This window comes from Halomicrobium sp. HArcel3 (genome assembly GCF_058933135.1).
In genome coordinates, this window is record NZ_JBZYDN010000001.1 from 1108523 (window position 1) to 1128674 (window position 20152).

Here is a 20152-nt window from a genome sequence, read left to right on the forward strand (position 1 = left end):
ACTGCGGACCGATCGAGGGGGTCGTTTCGACCTCGGGGTGGCGCGGAGTGACTTAGTCGTCGTCCGCCTCCATGGGCCCACCGGGACCGGGGCCGGACGAGGAGTCCCGCTCGGTTTCCTGGCCCGGACCGTACAGCACTGTCTCGTCCTGGAGGAGAACCTTGCCGGATGTCTTTCCGAAGTCTCGTATCAGCGAGAGCATGGCGAAGAAGCAGACGAAGGCGAAGGGCGTCCCGGTGATGATGGCCGCCTGCTGTAGCGTGTTCGCGCTACCGGTACCGCCGAGGATCATCAGGATAGCAGCAGTCATCCCGAGCACGACGCCCCAGAAGATTCGATTGAACGTCGACGGACGGGCCTTCCCGCCGGTCGTCATCATCGAGACCGCCAGCGTCGACGAGTCCGCGGACGTGACGAAGAACGTCGTCACCAGGACCATGAAGGCCAACATGAACACCGAACCCAGGGGGAAGGTCTCGAACAGGATGAAGCCGGAGACCTCCGCTCCCATCTCGCCGGCCATCACCGCGCCGAAGTCGGCGATACCGTTGTGCTGGGACCAGACGGCGGTCCCACCGACGACGGTGAACCACGGGATGGTGGCGGCAGACGTCGCGACGATACCGGTGAACGCGACTTCGCGGACGGTCCGTCCCTTGGAGATTCGAGCGATGAACAGGCCCGCGAACGGGGACCACGAGAGGGCCCACGCCCAGTAGAATACCGTCCAGGCGTTCATCCAGCCGGTCGCGTCGGGGTTCCCTGAACCGAAGAGGCCGGCACCGGTGTAGAGGCTCATCGAGACGAAGTCGGTCATCATGCCACCGATCGCTTGCGTTCCCAGCAGGATCAGGAACAGCGTCGGACCGACGACGAAGGTCGCTACCATGAGGATCACGAACAGGATCATGTTGAAGTTCGACAGGCGGCGGATCCCCTTGTCGACCCCGAGGACCATCGTGGTCGTGAACAACAGCGTCATCACCGTCACCACGAGGAGGATACCGAGGTTCCCCATCTCGATCCCCCACTGGTAGTCGAGGCCGGTGATGAACTGGCTCCCGATGAAGCCGAGCGACGTCGCGACGCCGCCGATGGTCGCGAAGACGGCGAGGATGTCGATGACCTTCGCGGCCGGGCCGTCGAGGTTGTCGGCCCCCAGTATCGGCGTCAGCGCCGAAGACACCCTGAGGGGGACGTTCTCGTAATTGTAGGCGAAGTAGCCGATGGCGATACCCATGATCGTGAACACGGCGAGCTGTGGGAGCGCCCAGTGGAACAGCGTCTGCTGGATGGCGACAGTCATCGCTCCGGCCGAACCGCTCTCCACGCCACCGAACAGCGGCGGCACGCTGTCGTAGTAGAACAGCGCCTCCGTCGGTCCCCAAAAGACGACGCCGGCGGCGAACCCTGCCGAGTACAGCATCGCGAAGAAGGACAGGAAGCTGTACTCTGGCGATTCGTCCCCCAGTTTGATCGACCCCCACGGACCCACGATCAGGAACAGGAGGAACACGACGATGAGGAACACGATCAGCAACATCGCCCAGTTGAACATCCCGAGCATCTGGTCGTTCAGCGTCGAGATGCCGTTCTCGACGGCGGTCGGGCTGACGAAGAACGCGACGATGACACCGATCGTAATCACCGCGCCGAACAGGAACACTGCCGGATCGATCTCGTCGAGGAACTTGTCGAACATCCCCTCCTCGGCGTCACTCATCGCGTTGCACCTCCGTCGACCGACCACTGCGTACTGGTCGTGCGTGACACCACCGACCCGTTGCCATGGCGAGTAATGGCATACCAATGTCATTGACGGCGTAAACAATAAACGTTTCCCAGACTGGCCAGATAACTGCGAATTGCGGTACTCGTAATTCCCTGTCCTGGCCCACCTCTCTGTTCGTCGCCGGTTCCACGACACCGTTAGGGAGCCACTAACACGTGAGAAACGCAATTTACGCTGGAACGGCTCGTGCGTTCCACGTCGTTCGAACGACCCAGACTACGTGCTGACTTCGATCCGTCAGCGATGGCTCTCGTGAACAGTAACCGAAAATTGAATCGGGCGGTCGCGCAGGCGCCGAACCCTACCGACGAAACCGGGACCCAGACGGTAGTCACCGACTACCGGACGTTTCACCGGTCAGCTTAGCCCGTCAGCTCTTCTAGCTTCTGTTCGCGGGCCTCCTCGCTCTCGGAGACCAGTTCGGCGAACTCCTCGACGTGGTCTTTGATCTCCTCGCGGGTGTCCTCCGGTGAGAACCCGTCGGACATCGTCAACAGCCGGACGAAGGCGCGCAGTTCCTCGTCGGTAAGCTGTGCGAACTCCTCGTTTTCGAGTTTCTCGACGACGTCGTCGACGTCTATCTGGCCCACCGGCTCGACGTTGAACTCCACGTCGACCATGCGGTAGTTCGACCCCGCGAGGCGCTGTTCGGCTTTGCCGACGCCCTCGGAAAGCATGTCCTTGAACGGCGTGTGATACCCCATCGTGCCGAGGTGGAGGTACGCGAGCACGTCCGTGATGCCCTGGGTGTAGGCGTCACGATCCTCGGCGTCGGGGTCGAAAACCGTCTCCCGGTCACGGTCTTCCATGTACTCGAAGAGGATACTGAAATCGAGGACCGCGTTGCGGACTCGTCGTCGGATACGGTTGCGCTTCTGTTTCTTCGAGTGCTCGGTGTAGTCCGTCTTCCGGCCGATGAGGAAGTCACGGTCGGAGGGCGTGAGGATACCGCGCGGACGGTCCGAATCCGCCGCAGTCTGCAACGACTCCGGCACGTCGTCCTGGCTCATAGGGAACGTACGGCAAGCCCGAGAAATAACGCTTCTGCCTCGGCAAGTCGGGCCGGAACCGGACGCTCCGGACCCGGGGACGGGCGGACCCGAACGGAACAGGCCCGAACTGCCGGGCCGACGGGGTGCGGACGCCACGACCACGTCACGGCTGCTGGCGAGAGAGCTGGAGCGCGGTCTCGGTCAGCAGCGACACGCCGATGTCGAGGCTGCGTTCGTCGACGTCGAACGTCGGCGTGTGGTGATTCGTCGGGTGGTCCGTGCCGACGAGGACGTACGATGCCAGCCCGCCGTCGTCTTGCACCCGCTGCATCAGGTACGTCGCGTCCTCGCTGACCCCGAGGTCGTAGGACGGAACGACTCGCTCGACGCCCTCCACCGTCCAGGCCACGTTGCCGATGAGGTCACGGAGCGCAGGGTGGCTGTCGACGCTGGGCGAGGCGCTGATGACCCGCGGCGAGACGTCGCAGTCGTGCATCTCGGCGGCGGCGTACAGCACGCGCTCGAGTTCCGTGCGCGCGTACTCCATCAGCCCGGTCGTCTCGCCGCGGACTTCGGCCTCGATCGTCACCTCCTCGGCGATGACGTTGCTCGCGCATCCACCCTCGATCCGGCCGACGTTGACGCGCGTCATCCCGTCGCTGTGACGGGGAATGGCGTACGCGTTCTGGATGGCGGTCGCCGCCGCCTGCATGGCGTTGGCCCCCTCGTTCGGGGCTTTCCCGGCGTGGGCGCTCGCCCCCTCGAACGTCGCCGTCACGTGGGCCATGGCCAGTGGCTTGTCACTGCCCGCAACTATCTCGCCGGTCGGATGGTCGAGGCCGACGTGGACCGCCAGCAGGTAGTCGACGTCGTCGAGGTAGCCGCTCTCGGCCATCGCCTTCCCACCGCCGGATATCTCCTCGGCGGGCTGGAAGAACACTTTCAGCGTCCCCTCGAAGTCGCTCTCGCTGACCGCCTCGATCGTTCCCAGCGCGATGGCGAGGTGAGCGTCGTGCCCGCAGGCGTGCATGTAGCCGTCGTGTTCGGACCGGAACCCTTCCGCGGCGGGCCTGTGGTCGCTCTCGGTCGATTCCTCCATCGAGATGGCGTCGAGGTCGACTCGCAGCCCGAGGCACGGCCCGTCGCCCTGGTCGAGGACCGCGACGACGCCCGTGTGGCCGTCGTCGGTCCGTTCGAGGATGTCGGACCGGACGCCCGTCGCGCGGGCCCGCTCCCGCCAGTCGGCCAGTTCCGAGTCCGGCGGCACCGCCATGCGTTCGTCGGTCGCGAGCGCCTCGCGGCCGACGGCTATCTCGTCGACGCCGATGCGTTCGAGTTCCTCGACGACCCGGGCCGTCGTCCAGAATTCGCGCCACCCCGGCTCGGGGTGGCGGTGGAACGCGCGTCGCAACTCGCTCAGTCTGTGTCTGTCCGTGCGTGACATTGTTTACCGAAGAGACGGCGCGGAGACACTTAACGATACGCAGCAAACACGTACTGTTTACGCGCGTTTCGGGCAGGGTTTGCACACTCAGCGGGTTCCGGCCGTGTCGCCAGGCCGATAGTCACCCGAGAACCGCGACTGCGTCACTCCTCACCGAGAAACGCGACCGCGTCCAGTTCGACGCGGACGTCCCCGGGCAGGCGCGACACCTCGACGCAGGCTCTGGCCGGCAGCGGTTCCTCGAATCGCTTCCCGTAGGCCTCGTTGACGCGCTCGTAGTCGTCGAGGTCGGTCAGGTAGACGGTGACCCTGACGACGTCCGAGAGCCCGTCGCCGCCAGCCTCGTCGACGACCGCGGCGATATTGTCGAGCACCTGGTCGGTCTGGGCCCGAACGTCGCCGTCGACGTCCGCTCCCGTGTCGGGGTCGACCGGGCCGAACCCGGAGACGTAGAGCGTGTCGTCGGCCCTGACTCCCTGCGAGTACGGGTTGTCGTTGCGTGGGGCGTCCGCCGTTGAAATCTGCGCTGGATCGGACATCGGTTCACCCGGTCAGGCCGTCCGTTTCGCCTCGGCGGTCGTCGCCTCGATGGCTTCGACGACGACGTCGAGCGCCGTCTCGGCGAGGGCGCGGGTCAGGACGAGCGGCGGCAGGAACCGGACCACGCTGCCGTACCGACCCGCCGTCCAGACGAGGACGCCGCGCTCGAAACAGTACTGCTGGATCGCGTCGACGAGGTCACCGTCCGGGTTTCCGTCGGCGTCGACGAACTCCGCGCCGACGAACAGGCCCCTCCCGCGAACGACTGCCAGTCGGTCGTTGTCGGCGGCCACGTCCCGGAGGCGTCCCTGGATGTACTCGCCCAGGTCCCGGGCGTGAGCGAGGAGATCGTGCTCCTGAACGTACTCGATCGCACGGGTGCCTGCGCGCATCCCGACGACGTGGCCGCGGTACGTGCCGGCGTGGTCGCCCGGGCCCCACGTGTCCAGGTCCTCGTGGTAGATAGTGGCTGAAAGCGGGAAGCCGGTGCCGCCGAGCGCCTTCGCGGAGGTCATCGCGTCCGGGGCGACGCCGTCCCAGTCACAGGCCCACCACTCGCCGGTCCGCCCGAGTCCACTCTGGATCTCGTCGAAGATGAGCAGGAGGTCGTTGTCGTCCGCGACGTCGCGGAGCCCCTGCAAAAACCCCTCGGGCGGCGCGACGACGCCGCCTTCGCCCAGCATCGGCTCGACGATCATCCCGGCCGGGTTAGCGAGACCGCCGTAGGGATCCTCGACGATGGCACGAACCTCCTCCAGGGCGTGGTCGACGGCCTCGTCGGGCGACTTCTCCAGGTGGAACGGGTACGGGTAGGGAGCGTGGACCACGTCCGGGAGCAGCGGCGTGTAGTGGCCCTTGAACTTCTTGTTCGACGTGACGCTCATCGCGCCCGAGGTCGCACCGTGGTACGCGCCGCGGAAGGCGATGAGTCCGTCGCCGCCCGTGTTGTACTTCGCGAGCTTGATCGCGGCCTCGATGGCGTCGCTCCCGGTCGGGCCGCCGAACACCACGCGGTTGCGGCCCCGGAGACCCTCGGGAGCTATCTCGTCGAGTTTCTCGATCAGTTCGAGTCGCGCCTCGGTCGGGAAGTCCACCGTGTGCACGAACTTGTCCGCCTGCTCGTGGACCGCCTCCAGGACGTAGGGGTTCGAGTGACCGACGTTGAGCACCCCGATCCCGGCGAACAGGTCGATGTACGTGTTCCCGTCGGCGTCGTGGACGGTCGCGCCGCGGCCCTCTTCGAACGCGATCGGGATGTCGTTCGGGTACGCGACCGCGCTGCTGTCCATCTCGCGCTGTCGCTCAAGCAGCGCCCGCGTGTTCGGTCCCGGGACGTCGTCGACGTCGGGGGCGCTGGCGTAGTGTAGCTCTTCGATCGGCGGTCCTGCCGTCATATCGACGAAGATGGTGGACAGGAGTAAATAACTTATCCACGATTTTCATATCGACCATATACGAATTGTGATTACGTATTTGCGCGAGCAGTACCTGCCGTGCGCGCAGCCAGAGACGACGGGCTGAGGCCGAGACCACCCGCCGACGCCGGGGTGCATCGCTCCGCCGACGAGCCAGCGGGGTCGAACCAGTCGGACGAAAGGTAAGGTTTAGGCGTCCACCGGGTGGGGTTGCGCGTATGACAGAGACAGTGCTGCTCGTCGGCGGCGGCGGCCGGGAACACGCCATCGCACGCGCGCTGGCCGACTCCGAGGCGGACCTGTACGCCTGTGCAGGGAATCGAAATCCGGGAATCGCGGCCGTCGCGGAAGGATTCGAATCGCTCGACACGACCAATCCAACCGCGGTGACGACCTACGCGAAAGAAGTCGGCGCGACGCTCGCCGTCGTGGGCCCCGAGGCGCCGCTGGCGGCCGGCGTCGCCGACGCGCTGGACGAAGCCGGCGTCTACGCCTTCGGCCCACAGGAGTCGGAGGCCCGTATCGAGACGGACAAGGCCTTCCAGCGACGTTTCATGCGGGAAAACGACATCCCGGGCTGTCCGGACTTCGCGACGTTCGACGACACGGACGCCGCCTGCGAGTACATCGACGAGTACGACGGCGATCTGGCCGTCAAACCTGCCGGCCTCACCGGCGGCAAGGGCGTCAAGGTCACCGGCGACCAGGTGACGAAGGAAGAGGCCAAGGAGTACCTCCGCAGCTCAGACTACGACCGCGTCGTCCTCGAGGAGCGCCTCGTCGGCGAGGAGTTCACCGTCCAGGCGCTCGTCGCCAACGGTGACGTTCGCGTCAGCCCGGCGGTCCAGGACCACAAGCGCGCCTACGAGGGCGACGAGGGCCCCAACACCGGCGGGATGGGATCCTACTCCGACGCCAGCCTGGAACTGCCGTTCATGACCGAGGACGAGTTCGTGGACGCCGTCGAGGTGCTGGAGGCCACCGTCGACGCCCTGGAGGGGTTCAAGGGCGTCCTCTACGGCCAGTTCATGCTCACCGCCGAGGGAATCAAGGTCGTCGAGTTCAACGCTCGCTTCGGCGACCCCGAGGCGATGAACACGCTCCCGGTGCTCAACACGGACTTCCTCGACGTCCTCGTCGCCGCGCGCGAGGGCGAGGAACTGCCCCAGCTCTCCTTCGCCCCGCAGGCCACCGTCTGCAAGTACGCCGTCCCCGACGGCTACCCGACGGAACCCGAAGCGGGCGCGAAGGTCCAGATAAACGAGGAGAACGCGGGCGAGGCCATCCTCTTCTACGCCAGCGTCGACGAGCGCGACGACGGCATCTACACGACCACGTCCCGCTCGTTCGCCGTCGTCGGCGTCGCCGACACCATCTCCGAGGCCGAACAGATAGCTGAGGACGCCCTCGACGCCGCCGGCGAGGAGGGCCTGCGGATGCGCCACGACATCGGCAAGCCCGACCTCGTCCAGCAGCGCATCGACCACGTCGAAGAACTACAGAGCGAGTAGCTGGGAGAGCCACCGGTTCGAACGCCTTTTCTGCGCCACAGTGGGTCGCGGGGTTCAAGTCCACCGCCGCGGTAGATGTCACCGTGACCGAAGACGGCCAGGCAGGGGCGACGACCCCGCGAGAGTCGGCATCGGACGAGAGCGGGAGCGACGCCGAGCGGGACCCGCCGGCGCGTCACGGCCGCATCGACCGCCATCCGACGACCGGGCCGCACAACTCGCTGCTGCACTGGCCCGACGCGAAACACCCCCTCCGACTCGTGCTGAACTTCCTCGTCGTCTGGACCGTCCGGTACTCGCCGAGTCTGCGACTGAAAAATTGGCTCCTCCGCAGGCTGGGCGCCGACGTCGGAGAGGGCGTCGCCTTCGCCCTGACCGCGACGCCTGACGTGTTCTGGCCCGAACTCGTCACCGTCGGCGACCACGCGATCATCGGCTACGACGCGACGCTGCTGTGCCACGAGTTCCTCCAGGACGAGTACCGCACCGGGGAAATCGTCGTCGGCGAGCGCGTGATGATCGGCGCCGGCGCCGTCGTGCTCCCGGGCGTGGAGATCGGCGACGGCGCGCAGGTCGGGGCCAACTCCGTCGTGACGCGGGACGTTCCGCCAGAGACGACGGTTGCCGGGATTCCGGCCGAACCGATCGACGAGTGACCGGGTCGTGGCCGCGTCTCGGTGACTGACTACGGCGTCACAGCTCGCAGGCAGAGGAATACCGGGCGTCTCGACTCCTTCTCGTAGCGTTCCGGCCGTTTCTCTCTGAATTCTTCAGTGGGCTGTGGTTCGACGAGTTCGTCGATCCGAAACCCGGCCTCGATTAGTGGATTGAGCATCTCGGAGAGCGGGCGGCGATAGTACGGAACCTCGGTCGACCAGTCCTTCGTCCGGCGCTCGGTCTCGAAGTAGTTCACGTCCTCGTCCAGCGTGTCCATCGGATGCATCACCGAGAACACGAGAAAGCCACCGGGACGCAAGATCCGGGCGAACTCGGAAAACGTCACCCGCCAGTTCTCGACGTAGCCGAGGACGAGTGCACTGACGACCCCGTCGAATGACTCGTCTGTCGCGAAGTTCAGGGTCTCCGCCAGGTTCCCGCGGTGCAAGTCGGCACGGTCCCCGAGCCGCTCTCTGGCGTGCTCAAGCATCGCCTCGCTGACGTCGACCCCCACGACTTCGGCACCTTGGTCGGCCAACCACTCGGTGTAGATGCCGGTTCCGCAACCAGCGTCGAGGATCCGGTCGCCCTCGACGTCCGGTATCAGTCCCCTGGTCGCCGGCATCTCCAGGTCCGCGTTGTAGGCGTTCGTTACGACGTCCCTCGCGTACTCGTCGGCAATGGCGTCGTATGCGTCCTCGGAGATGGGGTCTCCTGGGGACATTAGACCGCGAGGTACTCCGCGATTCGTTGAAAATACTACCGGTTTCGGACATCCAGCCGGTCGTTCCGGAAACGAACTCACTCCCGGACGCGGACGATGCCGGACTGGAACACGCGCTGGTTCGGGACGATGTACTCCTCTCCGTCGTTCTCGATGTGGGTGACGAACACGCCGACCTCCTGGACGATGCCGCGGCGGTCGTCGATCTCGACTTCGTCCCCGATGCCGTACGGTTGCGTGAGAACGAGGTAGAAACCCGCTCCGGCCGCCGCGAGGAGTTTCCAGAACGCCAGGCCGCTGAAGAACACCAGCCCGAACGTGTAGGCGGCGAGCAGGATCAACAGTGCCTCGATGGCGACGTTGAGCTGGCCGAGCGCGACGAGCGCGGCGAGGTAGAAGATACTGTACTTGACGAGTTCCGGGAGCAGGCCGACCTCGGGGACCTTGACGCTCCGGAGGCGCTCGCTGACGACCAGCTTGGCCTTGTCGCCGGCGATGAGGCCGACGATGAGGGCGAAGATAGCGACGAACAGGTTCGGCAGGAAGCTGGTCAGGCGCGACCAGAAGATAGCGGTGTTGAACAGCTGCGAGACGTTGAGCGCCAGGAGTACCGAGCCGACGTAGACGAACAGGGCGGCGAGATTCGAGACCAGACCGATCGTCGACGTGCCGAGGCTCCTGGTCGTCCGTTCGAACGGGGTGCCTTCCACGGCCTCGTCGACACCGGCTTCGTACAGCAAGCGACGTGTCGCACGCCAGACGGCGTAGCCGAGTACGGCGCCTGTGACCAGAATCAGCAGGGAGATGACGAACGCCCCCTGTTCCGAGAAGATCGTTCGGATGATCTCCGGCCAGTCGAACTGCATCAGTACTCCTCCGGATCCAACTCCAGGATCAGCTCGCCGCCCTTGAAGCCCCTGACCAGCCCGTCGCTCTCGGAGAGGACGATGGCGATGGCGTTGGTGTCGCGGGTGATGGCGCCGGCCGCCATGTGACGGGCACCCAGTCCCTTGGGGATGTCCACGCCCTCGGCGGAGGGTTCGAGGTAGCGGTACGCAGAGACGATCTTGCCCGCGTCGCTGATCACGAACGCACCGTCGAGCCGGGAGAACTCCTTGAGCATCACGTTCACGATGGGGTCACCGACGTGGACGTGGGACTTCTCGAAGGGGTTGTACGACAGCGGGCGAGACTTGTTCATCACCTTTCCGGCGTCGCCGACGACGAACAGCGCGCCGACGGGCTTGCCCTTCTGGCCCTTCTTGCCGAGTCCGATGGCCACCTCAAGCACGTCGCGGATGACGGCAGGTTCGGCCCGGCTGTTGACGAACAGATCGTAGACGCCGGACCGGGAGAACTCGCTGGCCTGTACCCGGGTGATCGTGTCGGCCTGTTCGCCGAAGACGTCGGCGACGCAGACGACCTCCGCTTCCTCCTCGACGAACCCCTGATCGACGGCGCCCTCGATGCCGAATCGGACGCGTCCCTGGAGGTCGGTGAAGTCGATCGGAAGCTCCACGAATGCGTCCGAATCGACCGCGTTCTCCGGGGCGACGACCACGAGTTCGGCGTCGTCCAGGTCGTCGAACCGCTCGTAGAACGACCCGCTCGGGGAGAAGAGGAAGAGTGCGTCGGCGTCGGCTACTACGTCGTCGAGCAGGTCACGCAACTCGCTCATCGTCAGAACCAATCGTACCGACGGGAAAAAGCTTTGCGGGCCGTCTGACGCCCGTCAGCCACCGCTCGAACTCCGTTATCCGCGCGTCGAACGGGCTCACACCTGTCCGAGAAACTGGTCGAACGCGCCGCTGGCCGGGTGGCAGTGGCAGTACGTCCCCAGCGTCCGGTACTCGAGGAGTCCATCGCGGTCCCCGTCGATGCCCGACCCCCGCTCGACGTCGAAGGCGAACGTCGCGTCCGACCCGACGTCGGCCCGTGAGTAGTGGAACTCGTGGCCCCGGAGTCGGTCGCCCGGCGACGCGACGGGACTGGCCTGTGTCCCGGCCAGTTCGACGTGGTCCAGCGCCTGGTACCGGTCGGCCATCTCGACGGCCGCCGGGAGGACGCCGGCCATCTCGAAGGTGTCGCCCTCGGCCGTCGTCAGCGATTCGGCCAGGGCCATCATCCCGCCGCACTCGCCGTACACCGGGAGCCCGTCGGCGGCCCGGTCCGCGAGCGTGTCGAGCGCCGACGATTCTTCGAGGGCCCCGGCGTGGAGTTCGGGATAGCCGCCGGGGAAGTAGACCCCGTCTGCATCGGGCAGGTCGTCGCCGGCGACGGGTGAGAAGGTGACCACCTCCGCGCGCTCGCGGAGGCGTTCGAGGGTGGCGGCGTACGTGAAGCAGAAGGCCTCGTCCTGCGCGACCGCCACGCGCGCGTCAGTCGACGGTCGCGGTCGATTCGCGTCGGGTTCTGGCGGTTCACGAGCGACGTCGAGGAGCGCACGCACGTCCAGGGATTCCGCGGCAGTCGCCAGCGCATCGGCGTCGACCGGCGACTCGGACCCCATCTCCAGACCCAGATGTCGGTCCGGAATCTCGAGGTCGGACTGTGGCGGTATCCTGCCCAGGAACTCGATGTCGTCCGGCAGCGCGTCGCGGATGCCCTGTTCGTGGCGCCCGCCGTGACACCGCTGGGCGACGACGCCGGCGACGTCGACGTCCCGGTCGGCAGTGGCAGCGTACTCCCTGAATCCCAGCGCCGTCGCCGCGACGCTCTCCATCCCCGCCTTGGCGTCGACGACCAGGACGACGGGCAGGTCCAGCGCCTCGGCGACCATCGCCGTACTCGACCCGTCGCCGTCGTACATCCCCATCACCCCCTCGACGACGCAGATGTCGCCGTCGCCGCGCCAGTAGTTCCGCCGGAGGCCGTCCTCGCCCTGGAGCCAGACGTCGAGGGTGCGCGACGGCACTCCGGCGACGGCCTCGTGGTGGCTCGGGTCGATGAAGTCCGGGCCGGCCTTGGCGGGCTGGACGGACAGGCCCTCCCGCTGGAACGCCTCGATCATCGCCAGCGTCGCCACCGTTTTGCCCACGCCGGAGGCCGTGCCGCCGACGACGAGACCTTCCATGGTCAGTCCTCCGCGAGTTCGTCGGCGATGGCGGCGACCCGCTCCCGGACATCTGCCATCGGAATACCCGCCCGGTCGGCGAGCGCGAGGGCGCCGCCCATCCCGACGCCCTCTTTGGCCTCGCCGGCGGCGTAGGTCGCCATCGCCGGGTGGCCGCTCTGACCGAACCCGGGGTCGGTCACTTGCAGGTCGAGGTCCAGTTCGTCGGCGGCCGACTCGACGGCCGCCGTCTCGTCGTCGGCGACGTACGACGTCGTCGCCAGCGGGAGCGACTGCTCGACGCCGGCGTGCCGAAGGAGCGCCGCGACCGCGACCATCTGCGTCCCGCCGGCGAGCGTCACCGCAGTGTCGGACTCGATGGCCCCCAGCGCGATACCAGCGACCACCGCGAGCACCGGATCACCCATCCGTCGGACGGCCCGCTTCGGCTCGCCGCTCGCGTCGCCCGCCGACATGGAGCTCGTCGCCAGTCCCTCCTCGACCACGTCGCGCTTCGTCTCGATGGGATTCTCCGGGAGCGAGGAGGAGACGGCGGCGCGCTCGCCCAGCGCGCGAAGCACGCCCAGCGAGGTTGTCGTTCCCCCTGGAATCGTCTCCGCGAGAAACACTTCTTCTTCCGGGAGCGCGTGCCCGAACTGCCGCGCCGCCTCGAACGCGCCGGGCGCGCTGGAGACGGGGTCCTGCTCGCGGACGTCGTCACCCGGGCGCGCCCCGACCGTCACCGTCGGCGCGCCGGTCGGTTCGGCGAGTCCACCGTCGACCACCGTCGCCTCGAACCCGACCAGATCCCGCACGGCCCGGGTCACCACCGCCGGCGTGAGACAGCCCGTCGGACTCCGGGGCACTTCCGGCGCTCGCACAGTCGTTCCGTAGGTCAGAATCTCCGCGTCCGCGGCTGGCGTGTGCACCATCGCGTCGGGGTCGGCGCCCGCCGCGCTGATCCCGTCGATGGCCGCAGTGCGGGTCGTCCCCGCCGTCAACACGAACCGAGTCCGGTCGTTGGTCATTGCTGATTGGATTAGCGCAAGTCACCTTTAACACCAGCGGTCGCCCCCGGCAGATCCGCGAGGCAGCCGAAACGCCGACGCGTGGTATGCCTGCGCATGATTTATACCGTCCCGGCTACCCCGTTCCCCTATGGACGACTTCGAGGAACTCGTCTCGTCGCTCACGCCGCGCGAGGACAACGACGCCATCTCGTCGTACCAGAACACGACCGCCGTCACCTGCCCGGCCTGCGAGCAACCCTTCGACGACATGGTCGTCTGCAAGCAGGAGTTCACGTCGCTGAACCTCGACGTCGAACTCGACCTGTGTACGACCACCGACGACGACCGCGTCGTCCTGTTCACGCACAAGCCCTGACATCCTCCCCGCCCCCAAGGGCGAGGATTCCCGAGCGTTGGGATAACCGCTCGAAAACGCGCTCAGTGCGCGGGACCGGATTTGAACCGGACCGAGAAATGCTCGCTCACTTCGTTCGCTCATGCGCGGGACCGGATTTGAACCGGAGCCACTTCGTTCCCTCCGGTCACTCGTGGCAGGGCTCAAATCCTTCCTGACCGCGCACTCTCCGCTCACGAGATGTTCGCGGAGAAGTGCGCGGGACCGGATTTGAACCGAAGCAAGACATTCCGGGTCGCTCGCTCCGCTCGCTTCCCGGGCTGTGACTTGCAGGGCTCAAATCCCGCCTGCTCCCTCACTCGTTTCTCGCTACGCTCGAAACTCGTTCAGTGCGCGGGACCGGATTTGAACCGGAGCCACTTCGCTCCCGTTGGTCGCTCGTGGCAGGGTTCAGAATCCGGTCCTGCTCTTCGCTCACTTCGTTCGCTCATGCGCGGGACCGGATTTGAACCGGCGGATCCCTACGGAACAGCGTCCTAAGCGCTGCGCCTTTTCCTGGCTTGGCTACCCGCGCGCACTCCATCGTATCCACGACCCGGGCATGAAGGTATCGCTCTCGGGCCGCCGAACCGTCCCATCGTTCAGCCTCCCGAAAGCACCCGCGTCGCTGGAGCGATTCCTCGCACGGTTCGTTTCACTCCGAGCCCACCATTCAAATACCAGGGCGACCAACGCCGCACAAGACATGTACAGAGCGAGCGACCAGTTCGAGCACGCGGAGTGGCTGAACGAACTCGAGGCCGCGGCGGACGAACTCGGACTGGAGGAGCAGGCGCGCTCGCGGGCGGGGGACCTCTTTCTCTCGAACGTGCCGGAAGAAGAGCGGTCCAAGCGAGCGACGATGGCGGCGTGTCTCTACGTCGGCGCACTGGTCAGCGGCCAGCAACGGACACAGACCAGCGTTGCGGACGCGGCGGACGTCTCGCGGCTGACTGTCCAGCAGCGCTGGAAGGACCTGCTCGAAGACGTCGGACTCGACGCGCCGGACTGGTAGGCTCCTGGGCGGCGAGACACCTGGGAGGCGATCTGAATGCGGACGTGGAAATTACTCGTCCGAGGGCTGTGAGCGACCGTCGCTTTCGGGGGTGAGATTGCCGTGTTCGTCGATTTCGCCGCGGACGATGCGCGTACTGGAGATGATGTCGCCGTCGTCGGCGTGGACGTGCGGAACGACCTCGATTTCGAGCGGGTCGTGGCCTCGCTCACGTCGGATCTCGTTGATTCGCTTGCCGCCGGTCTCGGTTTCGGGCGAGACGACGAGGGCGTCGAACTGGGCCTCGGTCGCGATGCCGGTCGGTTCGTCGAGGCGACGGACCTCGAACTCGCGGTCGTACTCCGCCGCGAAACTCCGCAGTTCGTTCTCGATGTCGCGCTTTCGGTCCTCGAACGACCGAACGTGGCGGTCGGCGCGGCGCGTCTTCGGCGCGAGGTCGTCGCTGGTCAATCCGACCGTCACGTCGCCGAGTTCGAACGCGCGCTCGAACAGCGCGCGGTGTCCGTCGTGGAGGGGATCGAACGTCCCACCCAACGCGACCTTCATACACCACGGGAGGACGGCTCACGGTTTAGTGGCTTCGACTCGGGCAACTGGTGGAACGTCGGCCTCCGGGCGCCACGGCTTCGTCGAGTTCAGGCCCACCGACGAAGGCCACGGTACCGAAATCAGTCGTCGTCGCCGTCGCCGGGCTCGTCGTCGTCGGTCTCGTCGTCGCCGGTCTCGTCCTCGACGTTGATCGTCACCGGGTCGGAGCCGCTCCCGTTGACGCCGTCGTCACCGTCGTCGACGTCGGTGTCGAGGTACCGGTCGAGGTTGAAGACGGTGTTGAGTTCCTGCTGGACGTCGTCGACGACGTCACCGACCAGTTCGCTCGGCGGGATCGTCGCGTACTCGTAGGGGTTGTTGCCCGCGCCGTCGTTCTGGCGTTTCTGGCGCAGGACCGTCCCCTCCTCGTGGAGTTCGGCGAGTGCTTCGCGGACTGTACTCGGATAGAGCCCGGTCCCTTCGGCGATCTCCTCGCTCGTGCTGTGTGGTCGCTGGCGGAGGTGGACGTAGATGCGCGCACGCGTCTCGGTGTCGAGTACCCACGCGAGCAGGTCGACGATCCCCTCGTCGAACTGCTCGACGGCGCGGTCGGCTTCCTGTTCGATCCGTTCGCGGACGTCGGACTCGTCGAGGTCGTCCTCGGCCCCCTCGCCGCCCGTCTCGTCGCTCTCGCCCGGGTCGTCGTCCGGAGTCTCGTCGGTAGACATACGTCGTTTCTAGGAGGACAAAAGCCGGTCCGGACCAAAAAGCTTGGCTCGGCAGGACATCGTCGTTCGGCTTCGGACGGCGTCGGAGACGAACGACTTCGGGGGAATCTTTTCACAGAAACCACGAGCACCTCTCCGTGATGACCACGGAGTACGACGAACTGCCGCTGGTGTACTCGTGTTCGGGCTGTTCGAGCGCGGCGCAGATGGCAAACGATCTCGCCGTCAGGCTGGACCGGGAGTGACTGGCGGAGATGTCGTGTATCGCGGGCGTCGGCGGGAACGTCCCACCCCTGGTGAACACGGCGACGTCTGGCCGACCCACCGTCGTGATAGACGGATGGCCCCTCGAATGCGCGAAACAGAGCCTCGCGAAACACGACGTCACGCCGGACGCGCACGTCAACCTCGCTGCCGAGGGCGTCCCGAAAGAGTATCACACCGAGTACGACGAGGACCAGGCCCGGGAACTGTTCGAAGAACTCGTCCAGGAGGTCGAACGAGTGGCGACGTCGGGGTGGCGCCCGTACCAGATCCGTTCGTGATCACTGTCCGGCAGCGTGACCGGACTCGTGACCATCCGTCTCCGACCCGTTTCACGCCCGATCTGACTTAAAGCCACCTCGAATCGGCCGCCTGTTATCGTCGGTGAAACGGCTCGGTATCTATTTACAAGGAAACGTGTAATGGAATCGTAGCGGTGTAGCAAGGGCAGACACCGCTGCTTGGGGCACTCAGACGACGGTGGGCTATCGGCAGGGAAGCTGACTCAGACGGGTGGACGCCAGGGGTGGCATCCAGTTTCCGTTTTTATATCTACAGCCGTACGAGGTCGGCGAGCGCCGCAGTTCCGCGCTCGCGCCGGACTCGTCGCTGCACCGCGGCGCCGCTTTCCGCGTCGTACAGCGACCGAATACCACTGATTCCGAGCCGTTCACACTCGCGGTCGACGATCTCGCCGAGCGCCCGCGTCGTCGTGAAGTCGCGCCCGAGGAGGTCGGCGTCGTGGCCGTACCGGAGCGCGCGCCACTTGTTCTCGTCGAGGAACTCCCGGCGGGCGTCGGTGGCCGACTCGCCGTCCGCGTATCGGGCCGCCAGGTCCTCGACGAGGGCGTGGACGTACTCGACGAACGCCATCACGACGTCGGGGTCGTGGTGGGCGTCCGGCGTTCGCACCTCGACGGTCCCGTGGCCGGAGTGGGGCCGCACGTCGAACCAGAGTTCGCCGCGGTCGTCGATGCGGCCGGTCTCCACCATCCGCCGCTCGAACTCCTGGAAGGTCTCGAAGGAGTCGAAGGCCGTGGGCATCCCGGTGTTCGGCAACCCCTCGAATATCTTCGCGCGCGCCGACGCCAGCCCCGTGTCGAAGCCGTTCCAGAACGGGGAGTTCGCCGACAGGGCCAGCATGACCGGGAGATGCCAGCGGAGTTCGTTGGCGACCCAGGTGGCCTTGTCCGCGTCGTCGACGCCGACGTGGACGTGGAGGCCGGCGGTGACGTTGCGGTGTTGCGGATACTGGATCCGGTCGAGCTGGGACTGGTAGCGCGGCTTCTCGGCGTGTTCGAGCTCGCGCCACTTCGCCAGCGGGTGGAGACCTGCGGCGGCGATACCGAACCCGTGGGCCGTGGCGTGGTCGACGAGCGCCGTGCGGACCGCGTCGAGGTGCTCGCGCGCATCGCCCAGCGACTCGATGACGGGCGTCTGCGTCTCGATGACGCACTTGAACAGTTCGTGGTCGAGGCGTCCCTCGAGGAGTGCTGGCGGGTCGTGCTCATAGACGAGTTCGTCGGTGCCCGACGTCGGCCGACCGTGCTCGTCGACGACGTAGAACTCTTCTTCGATCCCGAGCGTTCCCATCCGGGTGAACGCGTCCGCTGCGCCCGTCTCCTCCATCGAACGGGTGGTCGGTCCCCTGGGCTTAAAGCGTTCCGTCAGCGGTCGGCCGCGCGACGACGCCCAGGTGGTCGTCGTGGTACGGTGAGAGCCGCTCGGTTTCGAGGACCTCGTACCCCCCTCGCAGGTCGTCGAGGGCGTCGTCGAACACGTCCGCCGGCGCGCGCGTGACGTCCTCGCTCCGGGCCTTGATCGCCAGCAGGAGCCGTCCGTCCTCGCGGAGGAACTGACTGTTGAGGCGGGCGACGCGAGCCTGTCCGCGCGTGGCGACGTCCTGGACGAGGACGTCCACGGGTTCGACGACGTGGGCGTACGTCGCGGGCTTCCGGGCGTCCTTCAGCAGGGGGACCAGGTTCGGGCGCGACTCGGTCGCGTCGAGCAGGTCACCCATCGGTCGTGCGGCGAACTCGACGGCGTAGGTCGGGCCGGCGAAGTCGGCGACGTGACTCACCGTCGTCCCGGCGGCGGCGCCCAGGTACAGCGTCGTCTCGCCGCCGTCGAGGCCGGTGTCCATCCCCAGCGCCAGCATCGCGCCGAGTTTCGAGCGGTGGGGATCCCAGCGCCGGTACTCCCCGTCCGTGGGTTCCCCGTACACCGGTTCCCCACGTGTCGCCAGTGACCCGGGGCCGTCGTCACCCGTGCCGTCGCCTTCGGACTCGTCGCCCTCGTCGTCGCCGGAATCACCGAATACGTGGTACTCGACGCCGTCTGGGAGCGTCACTGGTCCTCACCCCCGGTGGAGCGGGCCTGGATAGTGTCGATGCGGTCCGCGAGCTGGGCTTCCAGTTCCGGCCGCAGGTCGCCGCTGTAGTGGTCGATCCTGGCGGCGATGGTGAGTTTGCCGGCGAGGGCCCGGGCCGCCGACCCCCGGTGTTCGGGGTGGGTGCCCTGGACTGCCCCGTGGGTGTAGATGACGCCGTGTTTGGGCGAGGGCGCCCGGCCCCGGAGGTGGGCGAACAGCGCGTCCTCCGCGCCGAGGACCTGGACGGTCCCGCTGGGCTTCTTCGCCAGCGATTCGAGCCCGCCGGCCAGGTCGAGGAGGCGCGCGGCCAGTACCGGGCCGGCGAGAGCGGCGAGGTTCGGGACGACGTCCGGCGCCGTGCGCTCGACGAACGCCCGGTGCGCGTCGGCCTCGTCGGCCAGTCCCGCGACGCGGTTCGCGAGCGAGATCAGTCGCTCGTCGGCGGCGTCTTCGGGCGACCTCGTGGCGACCGTTCGCGCGTACTCCACGCCGGATTCCGCGTCGTCGTACCGGCTGGCGGCCCACTCGGCCACTCGCTCGGCGAGTTCGTTGGCTGTGCGCCGACAGTCGTCCATAGCACGAATACTATGTTGTAATTGTTTATCGTCAGCCCGTTCATGTTCGCGAGCAACTTCCCGTGCAGCCTCCGTAGCAGCTTCATGCAGGAAGTCGTAGTATTCCTCTTTGCCGTTGACGAAGCCTTGTTCAATAGCTATAGTTGGCCACTCTTCTGGGGACTCAGCGGATCCAAATGTAATGGCATTCCGGGCGCCTTCACTGTCGCCTGGGTCTAATCCCGCGAACCAGCCCGTCCCAGCTTCCTCCTTGGTCATATAGGGGATTTAGACACCAGCTTGTAAACCGGTTACTGATAGTGCCTAATGACGAACTTTGCCCGTTGACTCAAATATGATAATAAATATATGTGCACAAGATTCGGTTTACAAGAGTTAGGATTTATGGATGCGATAAGTTTGATGACAGTGGCTCCAAGTATCCCAAACAGCCTCAAGTGGTTCGGCGCTATCCTTTCGGCTATCGCTGCTATCATTGTCGCTTACAGGTTTTTTCTACATCGACCAAATATCAAGCTGATGGCAGAGTTGAGTCATGATGGTTTTGTCCATGAAGAGGGCATTGTTACATCCCATCCTGTCTTTTATTTAGTGAATGAAGGAACGCGTTATGCAGAGGACACGTATATCGAGATATCACTCCCCACATGGAACTTCGGAGAGGGTCAGAAAGCCGTGTCAATTGACGTTGATGTGTCTATACATGGCAGTGATGATGAGGGAAAAGAAGATTCAGCTCCCGGTTTCTTTACGGCCCTTCATCAATATCTAATCGAATCCTTGGAAAAAGACGCTGAACAAGACGATGTTGATGATGAAGTATCAACGGGAGAGTTGGTTTTTGAGGACTCAGTCCTAAAGACGAGGCACGATGATAGACATTATATTGGCGCGCCAGGTGAGATAAACCAGATTTTTGTAGATGATATTCTGTATGAGGATACAAAATTCCGTATCTTTTCAACAACTGTTGAGTTAGAGCGTTTTCAGAACTACACTCTGGATTATAAAATTGGCTGCAGGACTTACAGCCCACGAAAGGGCTCAATTCATTTTGAAGTCCATTATGACGAGATTCAGATTCATCATGAACATCCAAAGCCTTGGTGGACATGGTTCCAAAACTTATGGGGAAAGATC

22 protein-coding genes and 1 tRNA gene are annotated in these 20152 nt (G+C 65.5%); 7 read left to right on the top strand and 16 right to left on the bottom strand.

Going from position 1 to position 20152, the window contains the following annotated elements; genetic code table 11:
* Nucleotides 1-52: 52 nt before the first annotated feature.
* The 5 genes from AC5FRV_RS05695 to AC5FRV_RS05715 all read right to left on the bottom strand — a co-directional run bounded on the left by AC5FRV_RS05695 (nt 53) and on the right by AC5FRV_RS05715 (nt 6162).
* A complete protein-coding gene (locus AC5FRV_RS05695; protein WP_493560117.1) occupies nt 53-1723 on the bottom strand; it encodes a BCCT family transporter in 1671 nt (556 codons plus the stop codon).
* 431 nt (nt 1724-2154) lie between these two features.
* Nucleotides 2155-2802, bottom strand: a complete 648-nt coding sequence (locus AC5FRV_RS05700) for a DUF8102 family protein (RefSeq protein WP_493560118.1) — start codon at nt 2800-2802, stop codon at nt 2155-2157.
* Between the two features lie 145 nt (nt 2803-2947).
* Nucleotides 2948-4228, bottom strand: a complete 1281-nt coding sequence (locus tag AC5FRV_RS05705; RefSeq protein WP_493560119.1) for an amidohydrolase — start codon at nt 4226-4228, stop codon at nt 2948-2950.
* Between the two features lie 143 nt (nt 4229-4371).
* Nucleotides 4372-4767, bottom strand: coding sequence for a Rid family detoxifying hydrolase (locus AC5FRV_RS05710; protein ID WP_493560120.1), 396 nt, complete (start codon nt 4765-4767; stop codon nt 4372-4374).
* A gap of 12 nt (nt 4768-4779) precedes the next feature.
* Nucleotides 4780-6162 (bottom strand): aspartate aminotransferase family protein, encoded by a 1383-nt coding sequence (locus tag AC5FRV_RS05715; protein ID WP_493560121.1) that lies wholly within the window; start codon nt 6160-6162, stop codon nt 4780-4782.
* A 239-nt stretch (nt 6163-6401) separates the two neighbouring features.
* Here AC5FRV_RS05715 and purD point away from each other — a divergent pair, with 239 nt between their 5' ends.
* Nucleotides 6402-7694, top strand: a complete 1293-nt coding sequence (purD, locus tag AC5FRV_RS05720) for a phosphoribosylamine--glycine ligase (protein ID WP_493560122.1) — start codon at nt 6402-6404, stop codon at nt 7692-7694.
* A 185-nt stretch (nt 7695-7879) separates the two neighbouring features.
* On the top strand, nt 7880-8350 hold the full coding sequence (locus AC5FRV_RS05725) for an acyltransferase (protein ID WP_493560157.1): 471 nt from the start codon (nt 7880-7882) through the stop codon (nt 8348-8350).
* 29 nt (nt 8351-8379) lie between these two features.
* Here the strand turns inward: AC5FRV_RS05725 and AC5FRV_RS05730 are convergent, their stop codons facing one another.
* The 5 genes from AC5FRV_RS05730 to cobT all read right to left on the bottom strand — a co-directional run bounded on the left by AC5FRV_RS05730 (nt 8380) and on the right by cobT (nt 13155).
* On the bottom strand, nt 8380-9075 hold the full coding sequence (locus AC5FRV_RS05730) for a class I SAM-dependent methyltransferase (protein ID WP_493560123.1): 696 nt from the start codon (nt 9073-9075) through the stop codon (nt 8380-8382).
* 77 nt (nt 9076-9152) lie between these two features.
* Nucleotides 9153-9941 carry a mechanosensitive ion channel domain-containing protein gene (locus tag AC5FRV_RS05735; protein WP_089817734.1) on the bottom strand — a complete coding sequence of 263 codons (789 nt, stop codon included), beginning with the start codon at nt 9939-9941 and terminating at the stop codon, nt 9153-9155.
* On the bottom strand, nt 9941-10753 hold the full coding sequence (dacZ, locus tag AC5FRV_RS05740) for a diadenylate cyclase DacZ (RefSeq protein ID WP_493560124.1): 813 nt from the start codon (nt 10751-10753) through the stop codon (nt 9941-9943). The genes AC5FRV_RS05735 and dacZ overlap by 1 nt, the downstream gene beginning before the upstream one ends.
* A 96-nt stretch (nt 10754-10849) precedes the next feature.
* A complete protein-coding gene (locus AC5FRV_RS05745) occupies nt 10850-12148 on the bottom strand; it encodes a cobyrinic acid a,c-diamide synthase (RefSeq protein ID WP_493560125.1) in 1299 nt (432 codons plus the stop codon).
* 2 nt (nt 12149-12150) lie between these two features.
* The gene (gene cobT / locus AC5FRV_RS05750; RefSeq protein ID WP_493560126.1) at nt 12151-13155 is read right to left on the bottom strand and encodes a nicotinate mononucleotide-dependent phosphoribosyltransferase CobT; all 1005 of its coding nucleotides are present in this window, start codon (nt 13153-13155) and stop codon (nt 12151-12153) included.
* 130 nt (nt 13156-13285) lie between these two features.
* On the opposite strand from cobT, the gene AC5FRV_RS05755 reads away from it, so the two are divergent.
* Nucleotides 13286-13513: a DUF7385 family protein gene (locus tag AC5FRV_RS05755; protein WP_493560127.1), complete on the top strand. Its 228-nt coding sequence runs from the start codon at nt 13286-13288 to the stop codon at nt 13511-13513.
* 469 nt (nt 13514-13982) lie between these two features.
* Here the strand turns inward: AC5FRV_RS05755 and AC5FRV_RS05760 are convergent.
* Nucleotides 13983-14066 (bottom strand) — tRNA-Leu (locus tag AC5FRV_RS05760).
* Nucleotides 14067-14237: 171 nt separating this feature from the next.
* Between AC5FRV_RS05760 and AC5FRV_RS05765 the strand changes: the two genes are divergently transcribed.
* Nucleotides 14238-14546 carry a transcription initiation factor IIB family protein gene (locus tag AC5FRV_RS05765; protein WP_089817747.1) on the top strand — a complete coding sequence of 103 codons (309 nt, stop codon included), beginning with the start codon at nt 14238-14240 and terminating at the stop codon, nt 14544-14546.
* Between the two features lie 51 nt (nt 14547-14597).
* Here AC5FRV_RS05765 and AC5FRV_RS05770 read toward each other — a convergent pair whose 3' ends face one another.
* Both AC5FRV_RS05770 and AC5FRV_RS05775 read right to left on the bottom strand, forming a co-directional pair.
* A complete protein-coding gene (locus AC5FRV_RS05770; RefSeq protein ID WP_493560128.1) occupies nt 14598-15092 on the bottom strand; it encodes a phosphopantetheine adenylyltransferase in 495 nt (164 codons plus the stop codon).
* Between the two features lie 122 nt (nt 15093-15214).
* Nucleotides 15215-15802 (bottom strand): helix-turn-helix domain-containing protein, encoded by a 588-nt coding sequence (locus AC5FRV_RS05775; RefSeq protein WP_493560129.1) that lies wholly within the window; start codon nt 15800-15802, stop codon nt 15215-15217.
* Between the two features lie 140 nt (nt 15803-15942).
* On the opposite strand from AC5FRV_RS05775, the gene AC5FRV_RS05780 reads away from it, so the two are divergent.
* Both AC5FRV_RS05780 and AC5FRV_RS05785 read left to right on the top strand, forming a co-directional pair.
* Nucleotides 15943-16047: a putative zinc-binding protein gene (locus tag AC5FRV_RS05780; protein ID WP_493560130.1), complete on the top strand. Its 105-nt coding sequence runs from the start codon at nt 15943-15945 to the stop codon at nt 16045-16047.
* 9 nt (nt 16048-16056) lie between these two features.
* Nucleotides 16057-16347 carry a putative zinc-binding protein gene (locus AC5FRV_RS05785; RefSeq protein WP_493560131.1) on the top strand — a complete coding sequence of 97 codons (291 nt, stop codon included), beginning with the start codon at nt 16057-16059 and terminating at the stop codon, nt 16345-16347.
* A 271-nt stretch (nt 16348-16618) separates the two neighbouring features.
* On the opposite strand, the gene AC5FRV_RS05790 is transcribed toward AC5FRV_RS05785, so the two are convergent.
* From AC5FRV_RS05790 to AC5FRV_RS05800, 3 genes are read right to left on the bottom strand one after another with little or no spacing between them, the layout of a single operon-like run.
* Nucleotides 16619-17695: a glutamate--cysteine ligase gene (locus AC5FRV_RS05790; RefSeq protein ID WP_493560132.1), complete on the bottom strand. Its 1077-nt coding sequence runs from the start codon at nt 17693-17695 to the stop codon at nt 16619-16621.
* Between the two features lie 25 nt (nt 17696-17720).
* A complete protein-coding gene (locus AC5FRV_RS05795; RefSeq protein WP_493560133.1) occupies nt 17721-18416 on the bottom strand; it encodes a fibrillarin-like rRNA/tRNA 2'-O-methyltransferase in 696 nt (231 codons plus the stop codon).
* Nucleotides 18413-19270 (bottom strand): NOP5/NOP56 family protein, encoded by an 858-nt coding sequence (locus AC5FRV_RS05800; protein WP_493560134.1) that lies wholly within the window; start codon nt 19268-19270, stop codon nt 18413-18415. Before AC5FRV_RS05800 ends, AC5FRV_RS05795 begins: the two co-directional genes overlap by 4 nt.
* Nucleotides 19271-19531: 261 nt before the next feature.
* On the opposite strand from AC5FRV_RS05800, the gene AC5FRV_RS05805 reads away from it, so the two are divergent.
* Nucleotides 19532-20152, top strand: a 621-nt coding sequence (locus AC5FRV_RS05805) for a hypothetical protein (RefSeq protein ID WP_493560135.1), incomplete at its 3' end; no start/stop codon positions are given.

Coding starts and splice junctions, on each gene's coding strand:
- AC5FRV_RS05695 (WP_493560117.1), bottom strand. CDS start 1,723: ATGAGTGACGCCGAGGAGGGGATGTTCGACAAGTTCCTCGACGAGATC.
- AC5FRV_RS05700 (WP_493560118.1), bottom strand. CDS start 2,802: ATGAGCCAGGACGACGTGCCGGAGTCGTTGCAGACTGCGGCGGATTCG.
- AC5FRV_RS05705 (WP_493560119.1), bottom strand. CDS start 4,228: ATGTCACGCACGGACAGACACAGACTGAGCGAGTTGCGACGCGCGTTC.
- AC5FRV_RS05710 (WP_493560120.1), bottom strand. CDS start 4,767: ATGTCCGATCCAGCGCAGATTTCAACGGCGGACGCCCCACGCAACGAC.
- AC5FRV_RS05715 (WP_493560121.1), bottom strand. CDS start 6,162: ATGACGGCAGGACCGCCGATCGAAGAGCTACACTACGCCAGCGCCCCC.
- purD (WP_493560122.1), top strand. CDS start 6,402: ATGACAGAGACAGTGCTGCTCGTCGGCGGCGGCGGCCGGGAACACGCC.
- AC5FRV_RS05730 (WP_493560123.1), bottom strand. CDS start 9,075: ATGTCCCCAGGAGACCCCATCTCCGAGGACGCATACGACGCCATTGCC.
- AC5FRV_RS05735 (WP_089817734.1), bottom strand. CDS start 9,941: ATGCAGTTCGACTGGCCGGAGATCATCCGAACGATCTTCTCGGAACAG.
- dacZ (WP_493560124.1), bottom strand. CDS start 10,753: ATGAGCGAGTTGCGTGACCTGCTCGACGACGTAGTAGCCGACGCCGAC.
- AC5FRV_RS05745 (WP_493560125.1), bottom strand. CDS start 12,148: ATGGAAGGTCTCGTCGTCGGCGGCACGGCCTCCGGCGTGGGCAAAACG.
- cobT (WP_493560126.1), bottom strand. CDS start 13,155: ATGACCAACGACCGGACTCGGTTCGTGTTGACGGCGGGGACGACCCGC.
- AC5FRV_RS05755 (WP_493560127.1), top strand. CDS start 13,286: ATGGACGACTTCGAGGAACTCGTCTCGTCGCTCACGCCGCGCGAGGAC.
- AC5FRV_RS05765 (WP_089817747.1), top strand. CDS start 14,238: ATGTACAGAGCGAGCGACCAGTTCGAGCACGCGGAGTGGCTGAACGAA.
- AC5FRV_RS05770 (WP_493560128.1), bottom strand. CDS start 15,092: ATGAAGGTCGCGTTGGGTGGGACGTTCGATCCCCTCCACGACGGACAC.
- AC5FRV_RS05775 (WP_493560129.1), bottom strand. CDS start 15,802: ATGTCTACCGACGAGACTCCGGACGACGACCCGGGCGAGAGCGACGAG.
- AC5FRV_RS05780 (WP_493560130.1), top strand. CDS start 15,943: ATGACCACGGAGTACGACGAACTGCCGCTGGTGTACTCGTGTTCGGGC.
- AC5FRV_RS05785 (WP_493560131.1), top strand. CDS start 16,057: ATGTCGTGTATCGCGGGCGTCGGCGGGAACGTCCCACCCCTGGTGAAC.
- AC5FRV_RS05790 (WP_493560132.1), bottom strand. CDS start 17,695: ATGGAGGAGACGGGCGCAGCGGACGCGTTCACCCGGATGGGAACGCTC.
- AC5FRV_RS05800 (WP_493560134.1), bottom strand. CDS start 19,270: ATGACCAAGGAGGAAGCTGGGACGGGCTGGTTCGCGGGATTAGACCCA.